The 22511-nt window shown below is 72.3% G+C and carries 18 protein-coding genes, 1 tRNA gene and 2 pseudogenes; 5 read left to right on the forward strand and 16 right to left on the reverse strand.

The window, feature by feature from the left end; genetic code table 11:
* Positions 1–38 precede the first annotated feature (38 nt).
* The 4 genes from hpt to dacB all read right to left on the reverse strand — a co-directional run bounded on the left by hpt (position 39) and on the right by dacB (position 4587).
* A complete protein-coding gene (gene hpt, locus ACSHWO_RS15660; protein WP_114053543.1) occupies positions 39–599 on the reverse strand; it encodes a hypoxanthine phosphoribosyltransferase in 561 nt (186 codons plus the stop codon).
* Between the two features lie 64 nt (positions 600–663).
* Positions 664–1710 carry a tRNA lysidine(34) synthetase TilS gene (gene tilS / locus ACSHWO_RS15665; protein ID WP_438312509.1) on the reverse strand — a complete coding sequence of 349 codons (1047 nt, stop codon included), beginning with the start codon at positions 1708–1710 and terminating at the stop codon, positions 664–666.
* A 197-nt stretch (positions 1711–1907) separates the two neighbouring features.
* A complete protein-coding gene (locus ACSHWO_RS15670; protein WP_385842559.1) occupies positions 1908–3053 on the reverse strand; it encodes a zinc-dependent metalloprotease in 1146 nt (381 codons plus the stop codon).
* 88 nt (positions 3054–3141) lie between these two features.
* Positions 3142–4587: a D-alanyl-D-alanine carboxypeptidase/D-alanyl-D-alanine endopeptidase gene (gene dacB / locus ACSHWO_RS15675; RefSeq protein WP_438312512.1), complete on the reverse strand. Its 1446-nt coding sequence runs from the start codon at positions 4585–4587 to the stop codon at positions 3142–3144.
* Between the two features lie 174 nt (positions 4588–4761).
* Between dacB and ACSHWO_RS15680 the strand changes: the two genes are divergently transcribed.
* Both ACSHWO_RS15680 and ACSHWO_RS15685 read left to right on the forward strand, forming a co-directional pair.
* Positions 4762–5253, forward strand: a complete 492-nt coding sequence (locus tag ACSHWO_RS15680; protein ID WP_226734267.1) for an inorganic diphosphatase — start codon at positions 4762–4764, stop codon at positions 5251–5253.
* 182 nt (positions 5254–5435) lie between these two features.
* The gene (locus ACSHWO_RS15685; protein ID WP_438312514.1) at positions 5436–7103 is read left to right on the forward strand and encodes a threonine/serine ThrE exporter family protein; all 1668 of its coding nucleotides are present in this window, start codon (positions 5436–5438) and stop codon (positions 7101–7103) included.
* A 149-nt stretch (positions 7104–7252) separates the two neighbouring features.
* Here the strand turns inward: ACSHWO_RS15685 and ACSHWO_RS15690 are convergent, their stop codons facing one another.
* From ACSHWO_RS15690 to ACSHWO_RS15715, 6 genes and pseudogenes are all read right to left on the reverse strand, one after another.
* Positions 7253–7936, reverse strand: coding sequence for a DedA family protein (locus tag ACSHWO_RS15690; protein WP_385842548.1), 684 nt, complete (start codon positions 7934–7936; stop codon positions 7253–7255).
* Positions 7937–8101: 165 nt separating this feature from the next.
* Entirely contained in the window at positions 8102–8860 is a 759-nt protein-coding gene (locus ACSHWO_RS15695) for a MerR family transcriptional regulator (RefSeq protein ID WP_438312516.1), read from the reverse strand.
* 100 nt (positions 8861–8960) lie between these two features.
* A complete protein-coding gene (locus ACSHWO_RS15700; protein WP_385842541.1) occupies positions 8961–9515 on the reverse strand; it encodes a DinB family protein in 555 nt (184 codons plus the stop codon).
* 142 nt (positions 9516–9657) lie between these two features.
* A pseudogene (gene mrdA / locus ACSHWO_RS15705) lies at positions 9658–11724 on the reverse strand (penicillin-binding protein 2); the annotation flags it as partial.
* A gap of 77 nt (positions 11725–11801) precedes the next feature.
* The gene (locus tag ACSHWO_RS15710; RefSeq protein ID WP_361096527.1) at positions 11802–13259 is read right to left on the reverse strand and encodes an aldehyde dehydrogenase family protein; all 1458 of its coding nucleotides are present in this window, start codon (positions 13257–13259) and stop codon (positions 11802–11804) included.
* 87 nt (positions 13260–13346) lie between these two features.
* Positions 13347–14225, reverse strand: a complete 879-nt coding sequence (locus ACSHWO_RS15715; protein ID WP_361096719.1) for a helix-turn-helix domain-containing protein — start codon at positions 14223–14225, stop codon at positions 13347–13349.
* Between the two features lie 344 nt (positions 14226–14569).
* Between ACSHWO_RS15715 and ACSHWO_RS15720 the strand changes: the two genes are divergently transcribed.
* Complete coding sequence (locus ACSHWO_RS15720) at positions 14570–15088, forward strand: ATP-binding protein (RefSeq protein WP_438312519.1); 519 nt, start codon at positions 14570–14572, stop codon at positions 15086–15088.
* Between the two features lie 194 nt (positions 15089–15282).
* Here ACSHWO_RS15720 and ACSHWO_RS15725 read toward each other — a convergent pair whose 3' ends face one another.
* Both ACSHWO_RS15725 and ACSHWO_RS15730 read right to left on the reverse strand, forming a co-directional pair.
* The gene (locus ACSHWO_RS15725) at positions 15283–15498 is read right to left on the reverse strand and encodes a DUF397 domain-containing protein (protein WP_360631634.1); all 216 of its coding nucleotides are present in this window, start codon (positions 15496–15498) and stop codon (positions 15283–15285) included.
* Between the two features lie 147 nt (positions 15499–15645).
* Positions 15646–16824, reverse strand: coding sequence for a DUF2786 domain-containing protein (locus tag ACSHWO_RS15730; RefSeq protein ID WP_438312521.1), 1179 nt, complete (start codon positions 16822–16824; stop codon positions 15646–15648).
* Between the two features lie 201 nt (positions 16825–17025).
* Here ACSHWO_RS15730 and ACSHWO_RS15735 point away from each other — a divergent pair, with 201 nt between their 5' ends.
* Positions 17026–18768 (forward strand): bifunctional 3'-5' exonuclease/DNA polymerase, encoded by a 1743-nt coding sequence (locus ACSHWO_RS15735; protein WP_438312524.1) that lies wholly within the window; start codon positions 17026–17028, stop codon positions 18766–18768.
* A gap of 58 nt (positions 18769–18826) precedes the next feature.
* On the opposite strand, the gene ACSHWO_RS15740 is transcribed toward ACSHWO_RS15735, so the two are convergent.
* The 3 genes from ACSHWO_RS15740 to ACSHWO_RS15750 all read right to left on the reverse strand — a co-directional run bounded on the left by ACSHWO_RS15740 (position 18827) and on the right by ACSHWO_RS15750 (position 22033).
* Complete coding sequence (locus tag ACSHWO_RS15740; protein ID WP_438312527.1) at positions 18827–20092, reverse strand: hypothetical protein; 1266 nt, start codon at positions 20090–20092, stop codon at positions 18827–18829.
* An 88-nt stretch (positions 20093–20180) separates the two neighbouring features.
* Positions 20181–20702, reverse strand: coding sequence for a SigE family RNA polymerase sigma factor (locus ACSHWO_RS15745; RefSeq protein WP_438312529.1), 522 nt, complete (start codon positions 20700–20702; stop codon positions 20181–20183).
* Positions 20703–20758: 56 nt separating this feature from the next.
* Positions 20759–22033, reverse strand: a complete 1275-nt coding sequence (locus ACSHWO_RS15750; RefSeq protein ID WP_438312531.1) for a serine hydrolase domain-containing protein — start codon at positions 22031–22033, stop codon at positions 20759–20761.
* Here ACSHWO_RS15750 and ACSHWO_RS15755 point away from each other — a divergent pair.
* Positions 22024–22281, forward strand: a pseudogene (locus tag ACSHWO_RS15755) (hypothetical protein); the annotation flags it as partial. The gene ACSHWO_RS15750 and the pseudogene ACSHWO_RS15755 overlap by 10 nt on opposite strands.
* A 114-nt stretch (positions 22282–22395) precedes the next feature.
* Here ACSHWO_RS15755 and ACSHWO_RS15760 read toward each other — a convergent pair.
* Positions 22396–22472, reverse strand: a tRNA-Thr gene (locus ACSHWO_RS15760).
* Between the last annotated feature and the right edge of the window lie 39 nt (positions 22473–22511).

Below are 22511 nucleotides of genomic sequence, written 5' to 3' on the forward strand. Positions count from 1 at the left end.
GGGACCCCGGTCGGGGCCCCCGCTGGACGGAGTGTGCGTCAGCCGCCGTAGACGTGCGGGGCGAGGGTTCCGACGAACGGGAGGTTGCGGTACTTCTCCGCGTAGTCGAGGCCGTAGCCCACGACGAACTCGTTCGGGATGTCGAAGCCGACCCACTTCACGTCGATGGCGACCTTCGCCGCGTCGGGCTTGCGCAGCAGGGTGACGACCTCCAGGGAGGCCGGCTGGCGGGAGCCCAGGTTCGACAGCAGCCAGGACAGCGTCAGGCCCGAGTCGATGATGTCCTCGACGATCAGGACGTGCTTGTCCTTGATGTCGGTGTCCAGGTCCTTCAGGATGCGCACCACGCCCGAGGACTGGGTCCCGGCGCCGTAGGACGACACCGCCATCCAGTCCATGGTGAGCGGGGTGGACAAGGCGCGCGCCAGGTCCGCCATCACCATCACCGCGCCCTTGAGGACGCCGACGATGAGCAGGTCCTTGCCCGCGTACTCCGCGTCGATCTTCGCGGCCAGCTCGGCCAGCTTCGCGTCGATCTCTTCCTTGGTGATGAGCACCGACGCCAGGTCGCTGCCCATGTCCTTCTCGTCCACCCGCATCACTTTCGTTGTCGGCCGGGACTCCGGGGTGCCCCCGGAGGACTCAGCCGTGTTTCGGCACCAATCAGCCCTGCCGGATGACAAGTCTGCCACCCTGCCGCTGGGCCTCCACCCGACCGGGCAGGTTGATGGCGCCCTGGCCCCGCCATCCGGTGATGAGCCGGTCGACTTCCTCGATGTGGCGGGCGAAGAGAGAACCGGCGGGCGATCCGGCGGCGACGACGGCCCTGCGCAGCACGCGGCGGCGGACGGCCGCGGGCAGGGCGTACAGCTTGGCGCACTCCAGGCGGCCGTCCGCGTCGCGCACGCCGGCCTCGGCCTCGGCGGCCCAGGCGTCCAGGGCGTCCGCGTCGTCGCGGGACAGCTGGGCGGTCCGGGCCAGGGCCTCGACGACGCCCTTGCCCAGGGCCTTCTCAAGGGCGGGCAGCCCCTCGTGGCGGAGACGGGAGCGGGTGTAGGCAGGGTCGATGTTGTGCGGGTCGTCCCAGACGGCGAGCGACTGGACCATGCAGGCCTTGCGGGCGGTCTGCCGGTCCACCTGGAGGAAGGGGCGGCGGTAGCGGTGGGTGCCTCCGGAGCCGCCGGGGCCTGCCGAGACCTCGGGCATCCCGGCCAGGGAGCGGATGCCGGAGCCGCGGGCGAGGCCGAGCAGGACGGTTTCGGCTTGATCGTCCCGGGTGTGGCCGAGCAGGACGGCCGCGGCGCCGAGCCGGTCGGCGGCCTCGTCCAAGGCGGCGTAGCGGGCGTCGCGGGCGGCGGCCTCGGGGCCCCCGTCGCGGCCGACGCGCACGGCGACGGACTCGACCGGGTCGAGGCGCAGCGCGGCCATGCGGGCGACGACCTCGGCGGCGCGCAGCTCGGAGCCCGCCTGGAGACCGTGGTCGACGGTGATGCCGCCGGCCCGGATCCCGAGCTTGGGCGCCTCGAAGGCGAGCGCGGAGGCGAGTGCCATGGAGTCGGCGCCGCCGGAGCAGGCGACGAGGACGAGCGGCGGGCCGTCGGCCGCGACGGCGCCGTCGGCGGCGGGACGATCGGTGAGGTCGGTCAGGACGTCGTGGAGCACGCGGCGGACCGCCAGGCGTATCGCCGCGACCGCAGGATGGGGACCCATGTCCGGTTCCCTTCGGGAGGAGTTCGGATGCCTCGGGGGCTGGGAGCAGCCCCCGCGGGATGGCGGTTGTCACTCAGAGTGCGTCGATGGTGACAGAGCCGAGCCGTTCCCTGAGCATCGCACGCCCTTCCACGCCCCACGGTCCCTCGGACGGGTGACGCTGCTTCCCCCAGTGAGACATGTTTACGCCCCCCGCGTCACTCTCCTTCGCTCGGTTCGCTCCCCTTGCGGTGCACGCGCGCCACCCAGTCCGCGGGCCGGGCGATCTCGGCCTTGGTGGGCAGGGTGTTCGGGGAGGTCCACACCCGGTTGAAGCCGTCCATGCCGACCTGGTCGACGACGGCGCGCACGAAGCGCTCGCCGTCGCGGTACTGGCGCAGTTTGGCGTCGAGGCCGAGCAGTTTGCGCAGGGCGGCGTCGAGGCGGCCGGCGCCGGAGGCGCGGCGCTGCTGGAACTTCTCCCGGATCTCGGCGACCGAGGGCACCACCTCGGGGCCGACGCCGTCCATCACGAAGTCGGCGTGGCCTTCGAGCAGGGACATCACGGCGGTGAGCCGGCCGAGCACCTCGCGCTGCTCGGGGGTCTGGACGAGTTCGACCAGGGAGCGGCCCTCTTCGCCGGCCTCGGCGTCGGGACGGGCGCCGGCGAAGGACTGGGCGGCCTCGCGCAGGCGTTCCAGGACGGCCGCCGGCTCCAGCTCGGTGGCGCCGAGGAAGGTCTGGATCTCGCCTTCCAGGTGGTCGCGGAGCCACGGGACGGCGGTGAACTGCGTACGGTGCGTCTCCTCGTGGAGGCAGACCCACAGCCGGAAGTCGTGCGGGTGCACGTCCAGCTCGCGCTCGACGTGGACGATGTTGGGGGCGACGAGCAGGAGCCGGCCGCCGCCCGGGCGGGCGCCCGGCAGGTCCCGCCCGACGGGGGCGAAGGTCTCGTACTGGCCGAGGACGCGGGAGGCCAGGAAGCTCAGCAGCATGCCCAGCTCGACGCCGGTGACCTTGCCGCCGACCGCGCCGAGGACGGCGCCGCCGGGCGTGCCGGCCCTGCGGTCCTGCATCTTGCCGAGCAGGGGGCCCAGGAGCGCGCGGAACCCGGCCACGTTGGCCCGGACCCAGCCGGCCCGGTCGACGACGAGGACGGGGGTGTCGGGGACGACCGCGTCGGTCTCGATCATCCGGGTGAACGTGCGGACGTGGCGCTCGGAGGTCCTGGCATGCCTGCGCAGTTCCGCCACCACGGCCCGGGCCTCGTCGCGGTTGACCTCCGGACCCGGCCGGACCAGCCGGACCGCGGTCGCGACCGCGAGGTTCCAGTCGACCATCTCGGCACCACCGATGCTCGTCATGCGTCAACGGTACGTGGACCGGCCCCTTTGCGGATCCCCTGTGGAGCGGCGGGGTGGCCCGGCCGGCGATCGGCGCCGCGGGCCCGGGCTACCGCGGGGACGCGCCGGCGACGGCTGCGGCGAGCCTGTCCAGCCCCTTCTCGGCGGCCGGGCCGTCGGCGGCGTCGGCGGTCAGGAAGGCGAAGGCGAGCAGCCGCCCGGAGGAGTCGACGACGGTGCCGGACAGGGAGTTCACGCCGGTCAGGGTGCCCGTCTTGGCCCGTACGAGGCCTGCGGCCGGGGAGGTGCCGGCGTTGCGGGCGCGCAGGGTGCCGGTGAAGCCGGCGACGGGGAGCCCGGTGAGGACCGGCCGCAGCTCGGGGCGCTGCGGGTCGGCTGCGCGGACCAGGAGCCCGGTCAGCAGGCCGCTGCTGACCTTGTCGGCGCGGTTGAGCCCGCTGCCGTCGGCGAAGCGGGAGCCGGCGGTGTCGACGCCGAGGGCGGCGAGGCGGGCGGTGACGGCCTTCTCGGCGCCCTCGAAGCTGGCGGGCTGCCCGGAGGCGAGGGCGGTCTGCCGGGCGAGGGCCTCGGCGATGTCGTTGTCGCTGTTGGTCAGCATCCGCTCGACCAGGCTGGCGAGCGGGGCGGACAGGGTGGTGGCGAGCGGCTGCGCGCCGGCGGCGGCCTTGGCCTTCCCGGGCTCGCCGGTGACCGTGACGCCGCGCTCGCCGAGCAGGGCGGCGAAGGCGCGGGCGGCTTCCCTGGCGGGGTCCTCGACCCGGTCGACGGGCCCGGAGACGGACTCGTCGGGGCGGCCCTCGTCGGCGGCGAGGGGGGTCACCAGCGCGATGTTCGGGTTGGCGCCGATCGGGTGGCGGGCGGGGCCGGTGTAGAGGGTGTCGTCGTAGCCGAGGGCCACCGAGTCGGTGCCGGCGGCCTGGAGGGCCTGGGCGGTGGCGGCGGCGAGCGCGACGAGGCTGCCGCCGGATCCGGCCGGGCTCTTCTTGCGGGCGGTGAGCGAGGGGTCGCCGCCGCCGACCAGCACGATCTGCCCGGGGCCGGCGCCGGGGACGACGGTGGTGCGGATGCGGTGGTCGGGTCCGAGGGCGGCCAGCGCCGCCGCCGCGGTGGCGATCTTGACGGTGGAGGCCGGGGTCATGGGCTCGCGCGCCCCGGACTCGAACAGCACCCGTCCGGTGCCGACCTCGACGACCGAGGCGGTGTGCAGGGGGCCGAGCGCCGGGTCGGCCAGGAGGGGTCGCAGCGCCTCGCCGAGGCGGGCGTCGCCGGCCGCGGCGGCGCCGGCGCCGTTCCCGGCCCGGGGGGCGCCGTCGGCGCCGATCCCGGCGAGCACGCCGGGGGCGCTGGGCGCGGCCGGCACCGAGGGGTCGGCGTGATCTGCGCCACCCATCATGCTCCAGGAGGCGGCCCTGTCCCGCTCGGCCTTACGCTGGCCGGAGTCCCAAGGACCGGCAGCGGACACCGCTGCCACCGACAGGGCCAGACCGGCGACGGTCGACCCCGCGACGAGCTGCCACGTCTTGACCAAGGGCACCTCGGACCAGCCCCTTTCGCGATCACGGATATGCGTGAGGGACACTTAACCACTGCGTCTTGCCGCGAGCATGGCACCCCACCCGGCTGGGGGCCCCACCCAGCGGTAGCTGGGGGAGGGTGGGCCGGACGCGCTATCACTCGAGCAACGAAGCTGATCATGGAGGAGCAGGACGTGGAGTTCGACGTCACCATCGAGATCCCCAAGGGTTCGCGGAACAAGTACGAGGTGGACCACGAGACCGGCCGGATCCGTCTGGACCGTCGCCTCTTCACCTCGACCAGCTACCCGACGGACTACGGCTTCGTCGAGAACACCCTCGGCGAGGACGGCGACCCGCTGGACGCGCTGGTCATCCTGGACGAGCCCACCTTCCCGGGCTGCCTGATCAAGTGCCGCGCCATCGGCATGTTCCGCATGACGGACGAGGCGGGCGGCGACGACAAGCTGCTGTGCGTGCCGGCCTCCGACCCGCGTGTCGAGCACCTGCGCGACATCCACCACATCTCCGAGTTCGACCGCCTGGAGATCCAGCACTTCTTCGAGGTCTACAAGGACCTGGAGCCGGGCAAGTCGGTCGAGGGCGCCGACTGGGTCGGCCGCACCGAGGCCGAGGCCGAGATCGAGCGCTCCTTCAAGCGTCTGCAGGAGCAGGGCGGCCACTGAGCCCGTCCCCTGTGACGGCCGCCGGGCCGGCTGAGGCCCCGGCGCCGCCGTGACATCGCGGGCGGCATCCCCGTACGGGGATGCCGCCCGCTGCCGTTTCCCGGGGCGCCGTCCGCCGGTTTCGCCCTGGACGAAGGCCTTCCGCATACTGATACCCGGGCTGGCCAGGGACGGGAGGACGCGTGGCGGAGGCCAAGGGACCCGAGGACCCCGAGCGCGCGGAGGACCGCAAGCCGGTCTCGGACGAGGCGCACAGCGCTTTCTCTCCGCCGCCCGGGACGGAGCCGGAGTTCGCCGGGAACGAGCAGCCCACCTCGGAGTTCACCGTCCCGGAAGGGCTGCCCCTGCCGTCGGAGGAGCCCGCCGAGGGGTCCGCGTTCGCGCCGCCGTCCACGTACAGCGCCCAGCACTCCCCGCAGGCGTACACGCCCGGCTCCGGCTTCCCGGTGTCCTGGATGACGGAGTCCCCCTGGCAGGACCGGATGCGCACCATGCTGCGCATGCCGGTCGACGTGCGGCCCGTCCCCGAGCCGGTCCAGAAGCCCGCAGAGGCGGGGCCCGCCGTGGGCCGGGTGCTCGACCTGACCCTGCGCATCGGCGAGCTGATGCTCGCGGGCGGCGAGGGCGCCGAGGACGTGGAGGCGGCCATGTTCGCCGTGGCCCGCAGCTACGGGCTGGACCGCTGCGAGCCGACGGTCACCTTCACCATGCTGTCGATCACCCACCACCCGTCCCTCGTGGGCAACCCGGTGTCGGCCAACCGGACCGTGCGCCGCCGCGGCACCGACTACACGCGGCTGGCGGCGGTCTACCGGCTGGTGGCCGACATCAGCACGGCCGAGGTCGACGTCTCGCTGGAGGAGGCCTACCGGCGGCTCGCCGAGATCCGGCGCAACCGGCACCCCTACCCGACCTGGGTCCTCACGGCCGCCGCCGGGCTGCTCGCCGGCGCCGCCTCCGTCCTGGTCGGCGGCGGCGTGATCGTCTTCTTCGCGGCTGCGATCGGCGCCATGCTCGGCGACCGGCTGGCCTGGCTGTGCGCCGGGCGCGGGCTGCCGGAGTTCTACCAGTTCGTGGTCGCGGCGATGCCGCCCGCCGCGTTCGGGGTGGCGCTCAAGCTGCTGGAGATCGAGGACATCCAGGCCTCGGCGGTGATCACCGGTGGGCTGTTCGCCCTGCTGCCCGGTCGGGCCCTGGTCGCGGCCGTGCAGGACGGCCTGACCGGCTTCTACATCACCGCGTCGGCCCGCCTGCTGGAGGTCATGTACCTCTTCATCGGCATCATCATGGGTGTGCTGGTCGTGCTGTACCTGGGACTCCAGCTGGGCGCCGCACCCCGGCCGGAGGAGGTCCTCCAGATCACGCAGCGGCCGCTGATCCAGATCGCGGCGTCGATGGTGCTGGTGTTCACGTTCGCGATCCTGCTCCAGCAGGAACGTTTCACGGTGTGGATCGTGACGCTGAACGGCGGCGTCGCCTGGGCCACCTTCGGGGCCCTGCACTTCGCGGGGGGCATCCCGCCGGTGCCCTCCACGGCCATCGCCGCGGGGCTCGTCGGCCTGTTCGGCCAGCTCTTCTCCCGCTACCGCTCCGCCTCCGCCCTGCCGTACGTGACCGCCGCCATCGGCCCGCTGCTGCCCGGCTCCGCGACGTACTACGGGCTGCTGCTCATCGCCGAGAACCAGCTCAACAAGGGCCTCGGCTCGCTGACCAACGCCGCGGCCATCGCGCTGGCCATCGCGATCGGGGTGAACCTCGGGGCGGAGACCTCGCGGCTGTTCATGCGGATCCCGCAGGCCGCCAGCGCGGCCCGGCGCCGGGCCGCGGCGAAGCGGACCCGCGGCTTCTGATCCCGGCGCCCGCCGTCCCCCGCGCCCGCCCCGCGGCCGGCCGGCGGCGTACGGCGCCGTCTGCGGGCCCGGGAACGCAGCTGCGCCCCGGTGGACCGGGAAGGTCCTCCGGGGCGCAGGAAGCTCGTCCGCAGGGCGCGGAACAGCTGCTACCGCTTGGCGTGGCGGCGACGCTCACCCGCGGCGGGGGGCACGGCCGCCGAGCCGCCGGCCGCCTTGGCCTCCTTGCGGGCCTTGAGCACCTCGAAGATCACGGGGATCACGGAGACGAGCACGATCCCGACGAGGATCGCCTCGACGTGGTCCTTGATGAAGGCGATCTGGCCGAGCCAGTAGCCCGCGACCGTGATGCCGGTGCCCCAGGCCACGCCGCCGATGACGTTGTAGGTCAGGAAGGTGCGGTACTGCATCGAACCGGCGCCCGCGACCATCGGCGCGAAGGTGCGGATGATCGGCACGAAGCGGGCGAGCACGATGGCCTTCGGGCCGTGCTTGTCCATGAACTCGTGGGCCTTGTCCAGGTTCTCCCGCTTGAAGAGCTTGGAGTTCGGCCGGTTGAAGAGCTTCGGGCCGAAGAACTTGCCGATCATGTAGCCGACCTGGTCGCCGAGGACCGCGGCGGCCGTGATCAGGGTGCACACCAGCCACAGCGGCTGCTTGATGTACTCGCCGTTGGCGACCAGCAGGCCCGCCGTGAAGAGCAGGGAGTCACCGGGCAGGAAGGCGAACAGTCCCGATTCGGCGAAGACGATGACCAGGATGCCGATCAGCCCGAAGTGCGAAATCAAGTAGTCCGGGGACAGCCACTCAGGGGCGAGCGCAAGCGTGTACACGGGTGCGGGTATCTCCAGGATCGGGGGCGTCCGCGAGCGCGGGGGGTGCGGCGGACTGGGGGGAGTGTCTCAATTTTCAACGGATACGGCCACCTCCGGGTTCCAGGTACCCGGAGGTGGCCGTACGTCTGATGTGCCCCCGCCGCGCGTCCCGCTACGCCACGGCTACGCCCTGCGGACCGCGTTGGCGAGGATCGCGTCCCGCAGGAACACCGCCAGACCCGGCCGCACGGAGTCGTAGTGCGCCGTGAACCGCTCGTCGGAGACGAACATCTCGCCGAGGCAGGTGTGCATCTCGTACGGGCAGGTGTAGTGGTTCCGCTCGATCGCGGCGCGGTGCTCCTCGGCCAGGTCCATGGCCTCCTCGGAGTCGGCCGCCGCCCCCGAGTCCAGCAGTGCGGCCAGCCGCCGGTTCAGGTCCTCCCCCTCGGCCTGGATCCGCTGCCAGTCCTCCTTGGTGTAGGAAGCGGCCCTGCGCTGGGACTCCTTGTACGCGTCGGTACCGCCCCAGCGCTGCTCTACCTCCTCGGCGTACTGGTCGGGGTCGGCGTCCCCGAAGACCTCGAACTTCTCCTCGGGCGTGAGGTTGATGCCCATCTTCTTCGCCTCCATGGCGTGCTCCACGGCCTTGGCCATCTGCTGGAGCCGGGCGATCCGGTCGGACAGGAGGGTGTGCTGCCGGCGCAGGTGCTCCCTGGGGTCCGAGTCCGGGTCGTCCAGCAGGACCGCGACCTCGTCGAGGGGGAAGCCGAGCTCCCGGTAGAACAGGACCTGCTGCAGCCGGTCGAGGTCGGCGTCGTCGTACCGCCGGTGGCCCGCGTGGCTGCGGCTGCTCGGGGAGAGCAGCCCGATCTCGTCGTAGTGGTGCAGCGTGCGCACCGTGACTCCGGCGAAACCGGCGACCTGGCCCACGGAGTAGCCCATTGCTTCCGCCCTTCTCTCGTACGCCCCCGACTCTCCTGCCTCACGCCGCGTGAGGTGCAAGTCCCGGGTCCGGGCCGTCGCCGTCCGGCCGTGGCGGAGCCTACGCCGGCGGCCAGGTCCCGCCCTGCGCCAGGGCCACCAGTTCGAAGGCGGTCTTGCCGTCCAGGGACTCCCGGATGACGTCGGCGTGTCCCGCGTGCCGGGCGTGCTCCTCGACCAGGTGGAGCATCAGCCAGCGCATCGAGACCCGCGTGTCCTTCGGGAACCAGGGCACGTCGGGCAGCGGGAAGGTGTCGTCCAGGCTGGGCACCTCGCGGATGAACTTCTCCAGCTCGGCGGCGACCGCGTCCCAGAGGGCGAGCACCTCGGAGACGGTCTCGTCCCCGACGAGCCGGAAGCTGTCGCCCCAGGTCTCCTCGGTGCGCTGGCGCTCGTTGGGCTGCTGCTGCGCCATCCGCAGCCAGTTCAGCTCCACCTCGGCGGCGTGCTTGAGCAGCCCGGACAGGGACAGCCCGCTCGCGCTGGGACGGCTCGCCGCCTGCTCGTCGGTCAGGCCGTGCGCGGCGCGGCGCAGCGCGCCGCGCTGGGCGTCCAGGTAGGACAGGAGCGCGCTGCGCTCGTCGCCGGGGGCTTCTGCGGGTACGAACGTGGGCATGGGGACCTCCGCCTTTTCAGGGTGCCGTGCGTCCTGCTGACACCCCTCACGTTACGGATCGATGCGGTCAGATCCTGTCCTAGATCACCGGGGAATCGCCGGGAACACCGCTGCGGCGGACATTCGCTCAGGACGTCCCGTTGTCCGGGCGGATCGCCGGGAGTTCGGTCATCGGCTTGGGCAGGAGGGCCTTGGACAGGTCCTGGCCGCCCTTCTCGTCGAGGCCGTACATCGCCTCGTAGATCTTGCGGACGGCCGGACCGGAGGCACCGGAGCCGGTACCGCCCTGGGAGATCGTCATCACGATCGAGTAGTCCTCGGTGTACGAGGCGAACCAGGAGGTGGTCTGCTTGCCCTGGACCTCGGCGGTGCCGGTCTTGGCGTGCATCGGGATCTGCTTCTGCGGCCAGCCGCCGAACCTCCAGGCCGCGCTGCCGGAGGTGACCACGGAGGCGAGGGCCCGGTCGATGTCGTCGCGCAGTTCGGCGTCCATGGGCAGCCGGGCCTGCTCCTTCGGGGCGATCTCCTTGACCGAGGTGCCGTCGGCGCTGACGATCGCCTTGCCGATGGTGGGCTGGTGCAGGGTGCCGCCGTTGGCGATGGCCGCGTAGATCGAGGCCATCTGGATCGGGGTGACGAGGGTGTCGCCCTGGCCGATGGAGTAGTTGATGGCGTCGCCCTCGCGCAGCTGGTTGCCCTGGCGGCAGTTCTCGTAGGCGATCTTCTCGGCGAAGCTGCCGTCCTTCTTGCCGTCCCGGCACCAGGCGGCCTTGTTGGCCTCGAAGAAGTCCTTCTTCCACTGGCGGTCGGGGACCCGGCCGGCTACCTCGTTGGGCAGGTCGACGCCGGTCGGCTTGCCGAGGCCGAACTCGTGGGCCGTCTTCAGGAACCAGTCCTTGGGGTCCTTCTTCGGGTTGATGCCGCCGTCCTTCTTCCACTCCTTGTCGGCGAGGGCGTAGTAGACCGTGTCGCAGGAGACCTCCAGGGCGCGGCCGATGTTGATGTCGCCGTAGCCCTGGGACTCGAAGTTGGTGAAGGTCTGGCCGCCCACGGAGTAGGAGCTGGGGCAGGGGTAGCGGCCGTCGAAGGGGTAGCCGGCGTTGACCGCGGCCGTCGAGGAGACCACCTTGAAGATGGAGCCGGGGGCGGCCTGGCCCTGGATCGCCCGGTTCAGCAGCGGGTAGTTGGACTCCTTGGCGGTGAGGGAGGCGTAGTCCTTGGCGGAGATGCCGCCGACCCACAGGCCCGGGTCGTAGGTCGGGCTGGAGGCCATCGCGACGATGCGGCCGGTCTTGGCCTCCATGACGACGACGGCGCCCGAGTCGGCCTCGTAGTTGCGGCGCGTGTTCTTGTCGTACGTCTTGCGGGCCTCGGCCATGGCGTACGCCAGCTCGCGCTCGGCGACGGCCTGCACGCGCGAGTCGATGGAGGTGACGACGTTCGCGCCGGGCGTGGGCTTGTCGGCCTGGGCCAGCCCGATGACGCGGCCGAGGTTGTCGACCTCGTAGCGGGTGACGCCGGCCTTGCCGCGCAGCTCCTTGTCGTACGTGCGCTCCAGGCCGGAGCGGCCGACCTGGTCGGAGCGCAGGTACGGGGAGTCGGTCTTCTTCGCCTTGGTGATCTCCGCGTCGGTGACGGGCGAGAGGTAGCCGAGCACCTGGGAGGTGTTGGCCTGGTCCGGGGCGGGGTAGCGGCGCAGGGCGGTCGGCTCGGCGGTGATGCCCGGGAACCGCTCCGCGTGCTCCCGTATCTCCAGGACCTGGTCGGTGGTGGCCTCGGCGGTGATCGGGATCGGCTGGTACGGCGAACCGTTCCAGCAGGGCTTCGGGGTCTTGGCGTCGCACAGCCGGACGCTGTTGACGACGCCCTCCGGCGGCAGGCCCAGGACGCCCGCGAGACGGGTGAGGACGTCCTTGCCCCGGTCCTTCATCTTGCTCAGCTCGGTGCGGCTGGCGGAGACCACCATGCGGGTCTCGTTGTCGGCGAGGGGGACGCCGCGGGCGTCGAGGATCGAGCCGCGCACGGCGGGCTGGACGACCTGCTGGACGTGGTTGTTCTTCGCCTCGTCGGTGTACTCCTGGCCGTTGCGGATCTGGAGGTACCACAGGCGGCCGCCGAGGGTGAGCAGCAGCGAGAAGACGACCACCTGGATGACCACCAGACGGTTCTGGACCCGGGGCGTCCGACCCGTCTCCGGAATGTTGCTCAACTCGAAACTCCCCCGAAGCGCTGCCCGCCGCCGACCCGGCCGAGTGCCGGTCCTGCCGAGTCTAGAGCGGGCCTCGGTCAGAGCGGGAAGGTGCTCCTGCCGTGCTGCACCGAGATCCATTTCTGGGTGGTGAAGGCCTCGACCGTGGCCTCGCCGTTCAGCCGGCCGAGCCCGGAGGCCTTCTCCCCGCCGAACGCCGCCAGCGGCTCGTCGCCGATGGTGGAGTCGTTGACGTGCATCATCCCGGTCTCGATGCGCTGGGCGAAGCGGACGCCGCGCTCCACGTCCCGCGTGTGGACGGCGCCGGACAGCCCGTACGGGGTCGCGTTGGCCATGGCCACGGCCTCTTCCTCGCCGTCGAAGACCATCAGCAGGGCGACGGGGCCGAAGATCTCCTGGCCGAGCAGCGGGGAGTCCTCGGGGATCCCGGTCAGCACGGTGGGTTCGACCAGGTTGCCGCGCGTAGAGCCGCGTACGAGCGCCCGGGCGCCGGATTCCACGGCCCGGTCCACGAGCGCGGTGAGCGCCTCGGCCTGGAAGGAGTTGATCAGCGGGCCGATGTGGGTGTCGGCCTCGCGGGGGTCGCCGGTCTTCAGTCCGCGGACCCGGGCGGCGAACTTCTCGGTGAACTCCTCGGCGACGGAGGCGTCGACCAGGATCCGGTTGGCGGCCATGCAGACCTGGCCCTGGTAGACGAAGCGACTGAAGACGGCCGCGTCCACGGCGTAGTCGATGTCCGCGTCGTCGAGGACGACCAGGGCGCTGTTGCCGCTGAGCTCCAGGACGGTCCGCTTGAAGTGGCGGGCGGCGACGGCGCCGACGTGCCGGCCGACGCGGTCGGAGCCGGCGAAGGAGATCACCTTGGGGACCGGGTGGGTCAGGAGGGCGTCCCCGATCTCGGCGATGTCGGTGACGAGCACGCTGAGGAGCCCGGGCGGCAGGCCCGCGTCCTCGAAGAGCTTGGCGATGACCCCGCCGCCGATCACGGGGGCGTTCTGGTTCGGCTTGACCACGACGGCGTTGCCCAGGGCCAGGGCCGGGGCCACCGACTTCAGGGTGACCAGGAAGGGGAAGTTGAAGGGGCTGATCACGGTGACCACCCCGACGGGGAGCCGCTGGACGCGGCTCTCCTTCCCCTCGACCGGCGAGATCAGGATCCGGCCCTCGGGGCGGACGGCCAGCTGCATCGCCTCGCGGACGAACTCCTTGGCGAGGTGGATCTCGTACTCGGCCTTGGAGCGGGTGCCGCCGAGCTCGTCGATCATCGCCTCGACGAGTTCCTTCTCCCGCTCCTCGACGATCCGCAGGAGCCGTTCCAGGACGGCCCGTCTGGCGTAGGGGCTGGTGGCGGCCCAGTCTCTCTGCGCGCGCTCGGCGGCGCGGTAGGCCTGGTCCACCTGCTCGACGGTGGCAACGGTGATGGCCGCGAGCTTCTCCCCGTTGTACGGGTTGACGTCGATGATGTCCCACGAACCGGTGCCGGCCTGCCATGTGCCGTCGATGTACTGGTGAGCCAGGTCGTCGAATATGGACATGCCATCCCTTACTGCCAGCGCGCACCCGTGCGCTGCACCGTCAGACCGATCGGTCATGCACTGATCAGACGTCATACTACGTGCGAATCAAGACAGTTGGAGTAGGCCGCGCAGGAGATCGCGGGTCTGGTCGGGGTCGGGGCAGTCCGCCTGGAGCCGGGTCATCGCCCGCTCGTACTGCCCGACCTCCTCTTCCTTGTCGAGGTAGAGGGCACTGGTGAGCTGCTCCAGGTACACGATGTCCTGGAGGTCGGACTCGGGGAAGCGCAGCAGGGTGAAGGCGCCGCTCTCGCCGGAGTGGCCGCCGAAGGAGAACGGCATCACCTGCAACTGCACGTTGGGTCGCTGCGAGACCTCGATGAGGTGCTCCAGCTGGCCGCGCATGACGTCGCGGCCCCCGTACGGGCGGCGCAGGGCGGCCTCGTCGAGGACGGCGTGGAAGACCGGGGCGCTCTCGGAGACGAGCACCTTCTGGCGCTCCAGGCGCAGCGCGACGCGGCGGTCGATCTCCGCCTGGGAGGCGCCGGGCATGCCGCGGCTGACGACGGCCTGGGCGTACGCCTCGGTCTGCAACAGGCCGTGGACGAACTGGACTTCGTAGATCCGGATGAGCGAGGCCGCGCCCTCCAGTCCGATGTAGGTCTGGAACCAGGACGGCAGCACGTCGCCGTAACTGTGCCACCATCCGGCCGCGTTGGCCTCCCGGACGAGGCCGAGGAGCGACTCGCGCTCCGCGCCGTCCGTGACCCCGTAGAGCGTGAGGAGGTCCTCGACGTCTCGTGCCTTGAAACTCACCCTTCCCAACTCCAAGCGGCTGATCTTCGATTCTGATGCGCGGATCGAGTAGCCGGCCGCCTCACGGGTGATGCCCCGGGATTCTCGGAGTCGCCTGAGCTGTGAGCCCAGGAGGATGCGGCGCACCACGGAACCGCCTGCTTCTGCGGTCACTAGTCCTGCCCTCCCCATCGCCATGGATACGCGTGGTCTGCGCGTGTGCTGCGTCGCTGGGCCCCCGAACCCCAGGCCCCGCAGTCTGCCACCAAAACGCATCGGCCCGTACTCGTTCTGTAACGGAATCCGGGCTGCCGCAAAAGAAGTCCGTAAGTACGCGTAGGAAGAAATGAGCAAGAACCATCACGGGAAGGGACAGGTCCGGCGCGTGCACGTGCATCTGCCCTTGCATCCAGCTTCTGCATTCGGAACGATGGTGCCGCGCACCTGCGTGCTCTTCGCGCCGGCGCCGGACCCACCCCGCAGTTCTTTCTGGACGCAAGCCGCCGCCACGTCCGCGAATCCCGGGAGTGCCTCGCATGGGGACGAATGGATCGACCATGCTCGAGCCGTTACGGCAGGGGCTGCCCCCGGTCGACCCCACGGCTGTGTCCGGGTCCGCCTCCTGCTCCCTGCCCGCCCGCTTCGAAGCGGTCCGCGGAGCCCGTTCGTTCACCCGGTCGACCCTGTCCCAGTGGGGCCTCGACGACCGCTTCGACGATGTGGCCCTGGTCGTCTCCGAGCTGGTCACCAACGCGCTGCGCCACGCCCTACCAGGGGATTCACGGTCGGCGGCGGCCGGGAGCGGCGAACTCGAGGCGGCCGTGCGGCTGCACCTGATGCGGTGGAGCTCGCGGCTGGTGTGCGCGGTGCGCGACCCCAGCGAGGACCGACCGGGCGGATCGTTCGAACCGGAGCGCACCCGGGAGAACTGCGACCTGGAGTCGGGGCGCGGGCTGTTCCTGGTGGACGCCTACAGCGACAGCTGGGGCTGGCACCCGCTCGCGGGGCGGCTGACCGGCAAGGTCGTGTGGGCGCTGTTCATGCTCCCCGAGTAGCGGCCCGCGGCGGGGCCGGCGCCGACCGGGCCGGAAAGCGGGCGTGAACCTGCGGGAAACGGAGCGCGGGAACGGGCCAACCGGCCGGAATCGATCATGGCGATCGGTTCCGGCCGGTGCACGTGCACGGCTTGATCGGTGGCACGTTTCCTGAGGGGTACGGGTCCGCTCGCGAGCCCGCCCCGGTCCGCCGCTCAGCTGATCAGGTGGTCGAACTCGCCGTCCTTGACGCCCAGCAGCAGCGCCTCGATCTCGGCCGGCGTGTAGACGAGTGCCGGTCCGTCAGGAAAGCGGGAGTTGCGCACGGCGACGGCACCCCCCGGCAGCTTGGCGAACTCCACACAGGACCCTTGCGAGTTGCTGTGTCTGCTCTTCTGCCAGGTCACGCCGTCGAGTTCTGCAGCTGCCATCCCGTTGTACGCGTGGTCCACAGGAAGCCCCCGATAGTGCAGATGTCAACTCCACCGGATCATAGCTGTGTTCATGGGTAGCTGCATGGGCAGATGCACGTGCACGCGGAGGGTGCTCTCTTGATCACTTTCTGGGGCGGACGAGGGCTAGCGCGGAAGCGGCCGGTCCCGTCGGTGGTGCACCTGCGCCCGGTCGGCGGCCGCCGTCCCGTCGTTCCACCCCGCGAGGTCCGTGGCCCCGCGCAGCCGGGTGGTCGTGGTGCGGGGGAACATCTCGTCCGCCCGCGCCGTGACGGCGACGTCGCGGGCCACCAGGGCGGGCAGGTTGTCCGGAGCCTCGGACGCGGTGTGCTCGGCGGTCTCGGCGAGGCGGCGGCCGAGGCGGCTGGCGTAGGCCAGCAGGAACGACTGCCGGAACGTCTTGGTCCGCTTGCGTCCGCCGGCTCGCTGCTCGGCCTCGGCCCGGGTCATCGCGGCCGTGCCCTGCACGAGCAGCGAGGTGTAGAGCAGCTCCACCGCCTCGATGTCGCTCTCGAAGCCGACCACCGTGGAGAACTCGAAGGCGCTGTTCCACACCGCCCGGCACCGGTTCGCGGTGGCGACCGCGTCGAGCAGCACCGCCTTGGCCTCCTCGTACGGCGGCTCCACCCCGATCCGGCAGGCCGCCGGCAGCTGCGCGGGCCCCTTCCCGCCGGCCGCGAGCAGCGCCTCGTCGACGGTGTGCCGGGCCATGAGCTCCTGCGCCTTGGCGCTGAGCGCCTCCGCCTCCTCCGGGTAGGTGGTCGCCTCGGCCTTGGCGAGCAGCGCGCGGATACGGCCGAGCATGCGCGGCTCGATGTGCGCATGGGCGTGTTCCAGGGCGTCGGCCGCCGGGTCGCCGGGGAGCGGGCCCACCGGCTCGACGGACGGCAGCCGGATCAGCAGCCGGAACACCTCCAGGAAGGCCGTGGCCAGGGCGAACCGGTCCGCCCTCTCCCGCTGGGCGAGCTGCTCCGCGTACCGCGTGTCGTCCGTCCACCACGCCTCGGCGTCGGTCCACCGCCCGGGCAGCCGGGCGTAGCGCCGCGCCTCGCCGCCGACCAGGTCGCGGGTGATCCGCACATGCCGGTCGCCGAGGTCCCGGCGCACCAGCCGCAGCACGTCCGCGGGCTGCCAGCCGCGCTCCCAGGCCTGGCGCACGTACGCCTCGCCGCGTGCCAACAGCCCCCGCCCGACCTCGGCCCAGCGGCCGGGATCGGCGGCGAGCAACGAGGCCCCGGCGTCGAGCCCTGCGTCGTCCTGCCCGTACAGCGCGGCCTCACAAGCCCGCCCCACAACATCCTCCACCCCCCAACCCTCCCACGCCCCCACCACCACCCCCTCCCCTCCCCCACGGTCCACGCGGCCCCGCCCACGCGACACGGCCCCGCCCATCCACTCGGCCCCGGCCCCTCCAGCCCCGCCGGCGTTTGAGGCGCGGGGCCCGGCGGGGCGGAGCCCCGGTGCGGCGGCGGAGGCCTGTCAGACCACGGTGGGACACTCGCATGCATGAGCGACCGCCCCCCACGGTGGGCCCTGGCCGAAGACGCCGAGGGCCGGTGGCACGCCACCCCCCTCACCCCCGCACCAGCCGCCACACCCACCCCCACCCGCACCCCCCGGATCACGGTCGCCGACCCCGCCGAAGCCGTGCGTGCCGCCCCCGCCGCCACCCGCTGGATCTGGCGCTCCACCCAGGCCGTCTACCCCCGCCTGCTCGCCGCCGGCATCCGCGTGGACCGCTGCTACGACGTCGAGGACGCCGAGCTCCTGCTCCTCGGCCACGAAGGCCGCTCCGGCGAGCCCCGCTCGGCGGCCGCCGCCTGGGCCCGCCTCACCGGCGCCCCGGTCCCGCCCGACCCCCCGGCGCGGGCCGCCACGCCCGGCGCGCAGGACTCCCTCTTCGAGCCGCGGCCCGATCCGCTGCCCCTCGACGCGCTGATCGCCGTCTACGAGGACCAGGAAAGGCGGCACGCGGCCACCGCCCACCCCGACCGCATGCGCCTGCTGACGGCGGCGGAGTCGGCGGCGTTCCTGATCGCCGCCGAGATGAACCGCGCCGGGCTGCCCTGGCGGGCGGACGTCCACCGCGCCCTGCTCACCGAGCTCCTCGGCGAGCGCTACGCCGGCGGCGGCGAACCCCGCCGCCTCGCCGAGCTGGCGGACGAGGTCTCCGCCGCGTTCGGCCGCCGCGTGCGCCCGGACCTGCCCGCCGACGTCGTCAAGGCGTTCGCCGCGGCGGGGATCCGGCTCACCTCCACCCGCCGCTGGGAGATCGAGGGCCTGGACCATCCCGCGGTCGCGCCCCTCATCGCGTACAAGAAGCTGTACCGGATCTACACCGCCCACGGCTGGAGCTGGCTCAAGGACTGGGTCCGCGAGGGCCGCTTCCGCCCCGGGTTCGTCCCCGGCGGCACCCTGACCGGCCGCTGGGTCACCAACGGCGGCGGCGCCCTGCAGATCCCCAAGGTGATCCGCCGGGCGGTCGTCGCCGACCCGGGCTGGCGGCTGGTCGTCGCCGACGCCGACCAGATGGAGCCGCGCGTCCTGGCCGCGATCTCCCGCGACCCGGCGTTCATGGAGGTGGCCGGCCGCCGGGAGGACCTGTACACGGCCATCTCCCGGCAGGGCTTCTCCGGCGACCGCGACCAGGCCAAGCTGGCCGTCCTCGGCGCGGTGTACGGCCAGACCTCCGGCGACGGCCTGAAGAACCTGGCCGCGCTGCGCCGCCGCTTCCCGCAGGCCGTGGCGTACGTGGACGACGCCGCGAAGGCCGGCGAGGAGGGCCGCCTCGTACGCACCTGGCTGGGCCGCACCTGCCCGCCCCCGGCCCGCCGCGGCGACACCGGGGACGCGGAGGGCGGCGAGGCCGGGTACGCGGGCGGCCCCGGGGAGGCGGGCCTCCCGCAGGACCGCCGGGAGGACGGCTGGACCCCGAGCTACGCCTCCACCGACTCCCGGGCCCGCGGCCGCTTCACCCGCAACTTCGTCGTACAGGGCAGCGCCGCCGACTGGGCGCTGCTGGCCCTGGCGGCGCTGCGGCAGTCCATCGCCGCCGCCGGGATGCGGGCCGAGCTGGTGTTCTTCCAACACGACGAGGTGATCGTGCACTGCCCGGCCGAGGAGGCCGAGGCCGTCGCCGAGGCGATCCGTGCCGCCGGGGACCGGGCCGGGCGGATCGCCTTCGGCGACACCCCGGTCCGGTTCCCGTTCACTACGGCGATCGTGGAGTGCTACGCCGACGCCAAGTAGGCCCGCCCCGGGCCTGCTGATCCGCCTCCGCTTCCACCTGCATCGCATCGCCTCCGCCTCAGGCGAGCCACCTGGGGTCGAGGGCGATCTTCCGGAGTTGTTCGATCGTCAGCAGCGGCTCGGCCCGGGTCGCCGCCGCGTTCTGGTCGGGGGTGTTGAACGCGGAGACCACCACGCGACGGCCGTCCGTACGCAGCGTGTCCACGGTCCACATGACGACGCCCGCGCCACCCTTCTCACCGGCCGTCTTCTCCGTACGGACCCTGGTGCCGTCCGGCAGCACGGTCGTCTGGGATCCGGCGAAGCGCCGCGCCAGCAACTCGCCCATCCCCGTCTGCACGTTGGCCTCGACGAGGGAGCCGCCCCGGCCGTCGTCGAGCACGGCGTAGGCGTAGTCGGACGTGCCACCCCGCTTCGTGATCGTGACCCCGTCCGCGGGCAGCAGCGCCTGGAGGGCCACCGCCGCGTCCCGCACCCCGGCCAGGACAGGGGGGCGCTGCTCTTCGGGCGCCGCGGCCGGCAGGTCCTTCAGGGCCGGCAGCCACAACGGCGAGGTCGCCACCGCCTTCAACCCCGCCTTGTCCAGGGGCGGTTGCTGGCGCGACACGGCCTCGTCCTTCTGGGCGGGGGCGTTCCACTCCTGCACCTCCACCCGGAAGCCCTCGACGGTGACCAGCACCGCCTCCCACCGCTTGGTGGGCGCGCTCCGGTCGGAGCGTTCGTAGCCCTGGAAGACCATGAGCCTCGCCCCGTCCGGAAGGGTGACGGCCTCGCACCCGTCGTACTGCACCCGGGACTTCTCCTGACAGGTGACGGCCGCGTCCGCGGTCCGGCCCTTGGGGTCGACGCGAGAGAGGCCGACGGCGACGGCCGCCCGGCCCTTGCCGTCGTCGTACACCCCGGACACCATCGGCCCCGGCTGGTCGCCGGTGCCGCGGGCCCGGGTACCGGTCAGGGTGCCGCCCGGAAGCAACTGCTCGAGAACGCCGACCAGCTGCGCGGCGCTCACGGCCCCACTACCGGGCCCGCGTCCCTGAACTCCGGATCCGCTTTCGCTTCCGCTCCCGTTTCCGGCGACCGGGTCGGCGGGCAGCACCTGCGCCGCGGCGGACCCGCTGCCGCCGCCGAACAGGCCGCTGGTGTAGCCGCCGCCCACCCCGATCAGGGCCAGGGCCAGCGCCGACCCGCCGACCACGACCGCGCGGCGCCGGGCCGCCAGCCGCCGCCCGTGCCGCTCGCCGGCTGCGGCGAGGGCCGCTTCGTCGGCGGCGAAACCGTCCCCGACGCGCCGCAGGGCGTCGCCGAGCTCATCTTCGAAAGCCATACGGGACCAGACCTTCCACCGAGTAGTGAGGGCAGGAGGAGCGGGAGGACGAAAGGAGGGCCGGCGGGCGCGGGCGGTCGGGCGGCGCTCACCATCCCACGAACTCCGACAGCGGACCGCCGAGTTCCTCCCGCAGCCGGGCCAGCGCCCGCGTGGTGCGGGTGCGTACCGCCGCGGGGGAGGAGTTCATCGCGTCGGCGGTCTCCTCGATGCTGCGGTCCTCCCAGTACCGCAGCACGAGCACCGCCCGGTCCTTGGGCGGCAGGTTCCCCAGTGCCTGGAGGAGCGTGAGCCGCAGCTCCGGCTCGGTACCGCCCGTCGCCGTCGGCACGTCCGGCTGCTCGGGGAGGTCCCCGACCGGGCGTTCCGCCGCCGAGCGGCGCCTGCGGTGCGTCAGGAAGGTCCGTACGAGGACCGTCTGCGCGTACGCGGCCGGGTTGTCGATGCGGGAGATCCGCCCCCAGAGCAGGTACATCCGCCCCAGGGTCTCCTGGACGAGGTCCTCCGCGAGGTGGGTGTCCCCGCTCGTCAGGAGGCAGGCCGACCGGTACAGGTGCCCCGATCGGCCCGCCGCGAACTCGCGGAACCCGTCCTTGCGTCCCTGCCGCATCCGCTCCCCCTCACGCCCGTCTCACCTTTCTGACGCGGCGGAGGTGGGGGAACGTTTCACCGCGACGGCGCGGACTTCGGCGCGGACTTCGGCGCCGGCGTCGGTTCGGGGCTCCCCGGTCCGCCCTGCGCCGGCAGGTCGAAGACGTGCTCGGGAGTCACGATCTCCGTGATGGCCCGACCGAAGAGCGTGCTGGGCTCCTCGCCCGCGGCGGTGATGTCGGTGTTGAGCAGCACGACCAGGGTGGCCTGGGCCTCGGGCAGGAACACCGTCAGCGACTGGTAGCCGGGCAACGAGCCGTTGTGACCTATCCACCCCTGCACGTTGAAGATGCCCAGCCCGTATCCGGTCCCGGGCAGCGCGTCGACGACCTTGAGCCGCTCGGCCTGGGTCCTGGCCTCCAGCAGCGTGCCGGTGGCGAGGGTCCGGGCCCACTTGCGCAGGTCGGGGAGGTCGGAGATCATCGCGCCGGCCGCCCAGGCCCAGGACGGGTTCCAGTCGGTGGCGTCCTGCACCTTCCCGTCGGCGGTCTGGTCGGTGTACCCCTGCGCGTGCGGCGTCGGGAACTCGGCTCCGACGGGGAAGACGGTGTGCGGCAGCCCGGCGGGCGTGGTGACGTACTTGTCGATGTAGTCGTTGAGCCTCATCCCGCTGACCTTCTCGATCACCAGGCCGAGCAGGATCAGGTTGGTGTTGCTGTAGGAGAACTTGGCGTTCGGCTCGAACATCACCGGGTGCCTGAAGGAGTACGACAGCAACTCCTGCGGGGTGAACGGCCTGCGCGGATTGCTCGTCAGCGCCTTGTCGAAGCCGTCGTCCTCCGAGTAGTTGTAGAGCCCGCTGCGCATCCCGGCCAGCTCGCGCAGGGTGATGCGGTCGCCGTTCGGGACGCCGGAGACGTACTTCCCGATCGGGTCGTCCAGACCCACCTTGCCCTGGTCGACCAGCTCCAGCAGGCCGGTGACGGTGAACGTCTTGGTCTCGCTGCCGATCCGCATGTACAGGTTGGTGGTCATGGGCTGGCCGGTCGACTTGTCGGCGACGCCGAAGGAGCGGACGTACTCGCCCTTGCCCGGCGCGGACAGGGCCACCATCACGCCGGGCACCTTGGCCTCGGCCAGCACCTTCCGCACCGCCCGGTCCAGTTGCCGGGCCACCGCCGGGGTGAGCTGCGGGAACTCGTCCTGCGGCGTGGGCGCCGAAACCGCCGCGGCGCGAGCCGTCCGGGGGTCCGCGTCCAGTGCGTACCCGGTCCCCGCTCCCAAGGGCGCCGCCAGCAGCCCCACCGCGGCAGCTCCCGCCACCGCCGCCCTGCGCAACCGTGTCGTCATGCCCGGCCTCCTGCCACGCGACGTCCGGGTCCAGGTCCAGGTCCAGCCATTCCAAGCTAGCCCGCCCCCCAAAAGCCGGCGACCGCTACCCGTACGGCCCAACCCAGAACCCAGAACCCCGAACCCAGTGCAAGAGGTACGGTCCGACGACGAAGGTCGGCTCTCCCGACATGCAACGCTTCGGTGGCACCTGTTCCAGCACCCACGGCGCCCACGTTGCGGCAATCGTCACGACCTCGTTCTTCGCCAAGCCCGCCCGTGGGCCACCCGTACGGGTCCGGCACCGTGGACGTACCGATGGAGGAAGCGGGTCCTCTGAACCACAAAACCCCGGCTCGGACGGATCCGAGCCGGGGTTTTCGTGGAGCCGCCTTCGGGATTCGAACCCGAGACCTACGCATTACGAGTGCGTTGCTCTGGCCAACTGAGCTAAGGCGGCACCGCTGGGCAATGAGAGGACCCCTGGGGTTCGCTCATC

Source organism: Streptomyces pallidus (ex Mingjun et al. 2026), assembly GCF_051550185.1.
Lineage (GTDB): Bacteria > Actinomycetota > Actinomycetes > Streptomycetales > Streptomycetaceae > Streptomyces.

What these genes read in the sequence shown, in the direction of transcription:
- hpt (WP_114053543.1), bottom strand. Translation starts at nt 599, where the DNA reads ATGCGGGTGGACGAGAAGGACATGGGCAGCGACCTGGCGTCGGTGCTC.
- tilS (WP_438312509.1), bottom strand. Translation starts at nt 1,710, where the DNA reads ATGGGTCCCCATCCTGCGGTCGCGGCGATACGCCTGGCGGTCCGCCGC.
- ACSHWO_RS15670 (WP_385842559.1), bottom strand. Translation starts at nt 3,053, where the DNA reads ATGACGAGCATCGGTGGTGCCGAGATGGTCGACTGGAACCTCGCGGTC.
- ACSHWO_RS15695 (WP_438312516.1), bottom strand. Translation starts at nt 8,860, where the DNA reads ATGGGCTACTCCGTGGGCCAGGTCGCCGGTTTCGCCGGAGTCACGGTG.
- ACSHWO_RS15700 (WP_385842541.1), bottom strand. Translation starts at nt 9,515, where the DNA reads ATGCCCACGTTCGTACCCGCAGAAGCCCCCGGCGACGAGCGCAGCGCG.
- ACSHWO_RS15710 (WP_361096527.1), bottom strand. Translation starts at nt 13,259, where the DNA reads ATGTCCATATTCGACGACCTGGCTCACCAGTACATCGACGGCACATGG.
- ACSHWO_RS15715 (WP_361096719.1), bottom strand. Translation starts at nt 14,225, where the DNA reads ATGGGGAGGGCAGGACTAGTGACCGCAGAAGCAGGCGGTTCCGTGGTG.
- ACSHWO_RS15720 (WP_438312519.1), top strand. Translation starts at nt 14,570, where the DNA reads ATGGGGACGAATGGATCGACCATGCTCGAGCCGTTACGGCAGGGGCTG.
- ACSHWO_RS15725 (WP_360631634.1), bottom strand. Translation starts at nt 15,498, where the DNA reads ATGGCAGCTGCAGAACTCGACGGCGTGACCTGGCAGAAGAGCAGACAC.
- ACSHWO_RS15735 (WP_438312524.1), top strand. Translation starts at nt 17,026, where the DNA reads ATGAGCGACCGCCCCCCACGGTGGGCCCTGGCCGAAGACGCCGAGGGC.
- ACSHWO_RS15740 (WP_438312527.1), bottom strand. Translation starts at nt 20,092, where the DNA reads ATGGCTTTCGAAGATGAGCTCGGCGACGCCCTGCGGCGCGTCGGGGAC.
- ACSHWO_RS15745 (WP_438312529.1), bottom strand. Translation starts at nt 20,702, where the DNA reads ATGCGGCAGGGACGCAAGGACGGGTTCCGCGAGTTCGCGGCGGGCCGA.
- ACSHWO_RS15750 (WP_438312531.1), bottom strand. Translation starts at nt 22,033, where the DNA reads ATGACGACACGGTTGCGCAGGGCGGCGGTGGCGGGAGCTGCCGCGGTG.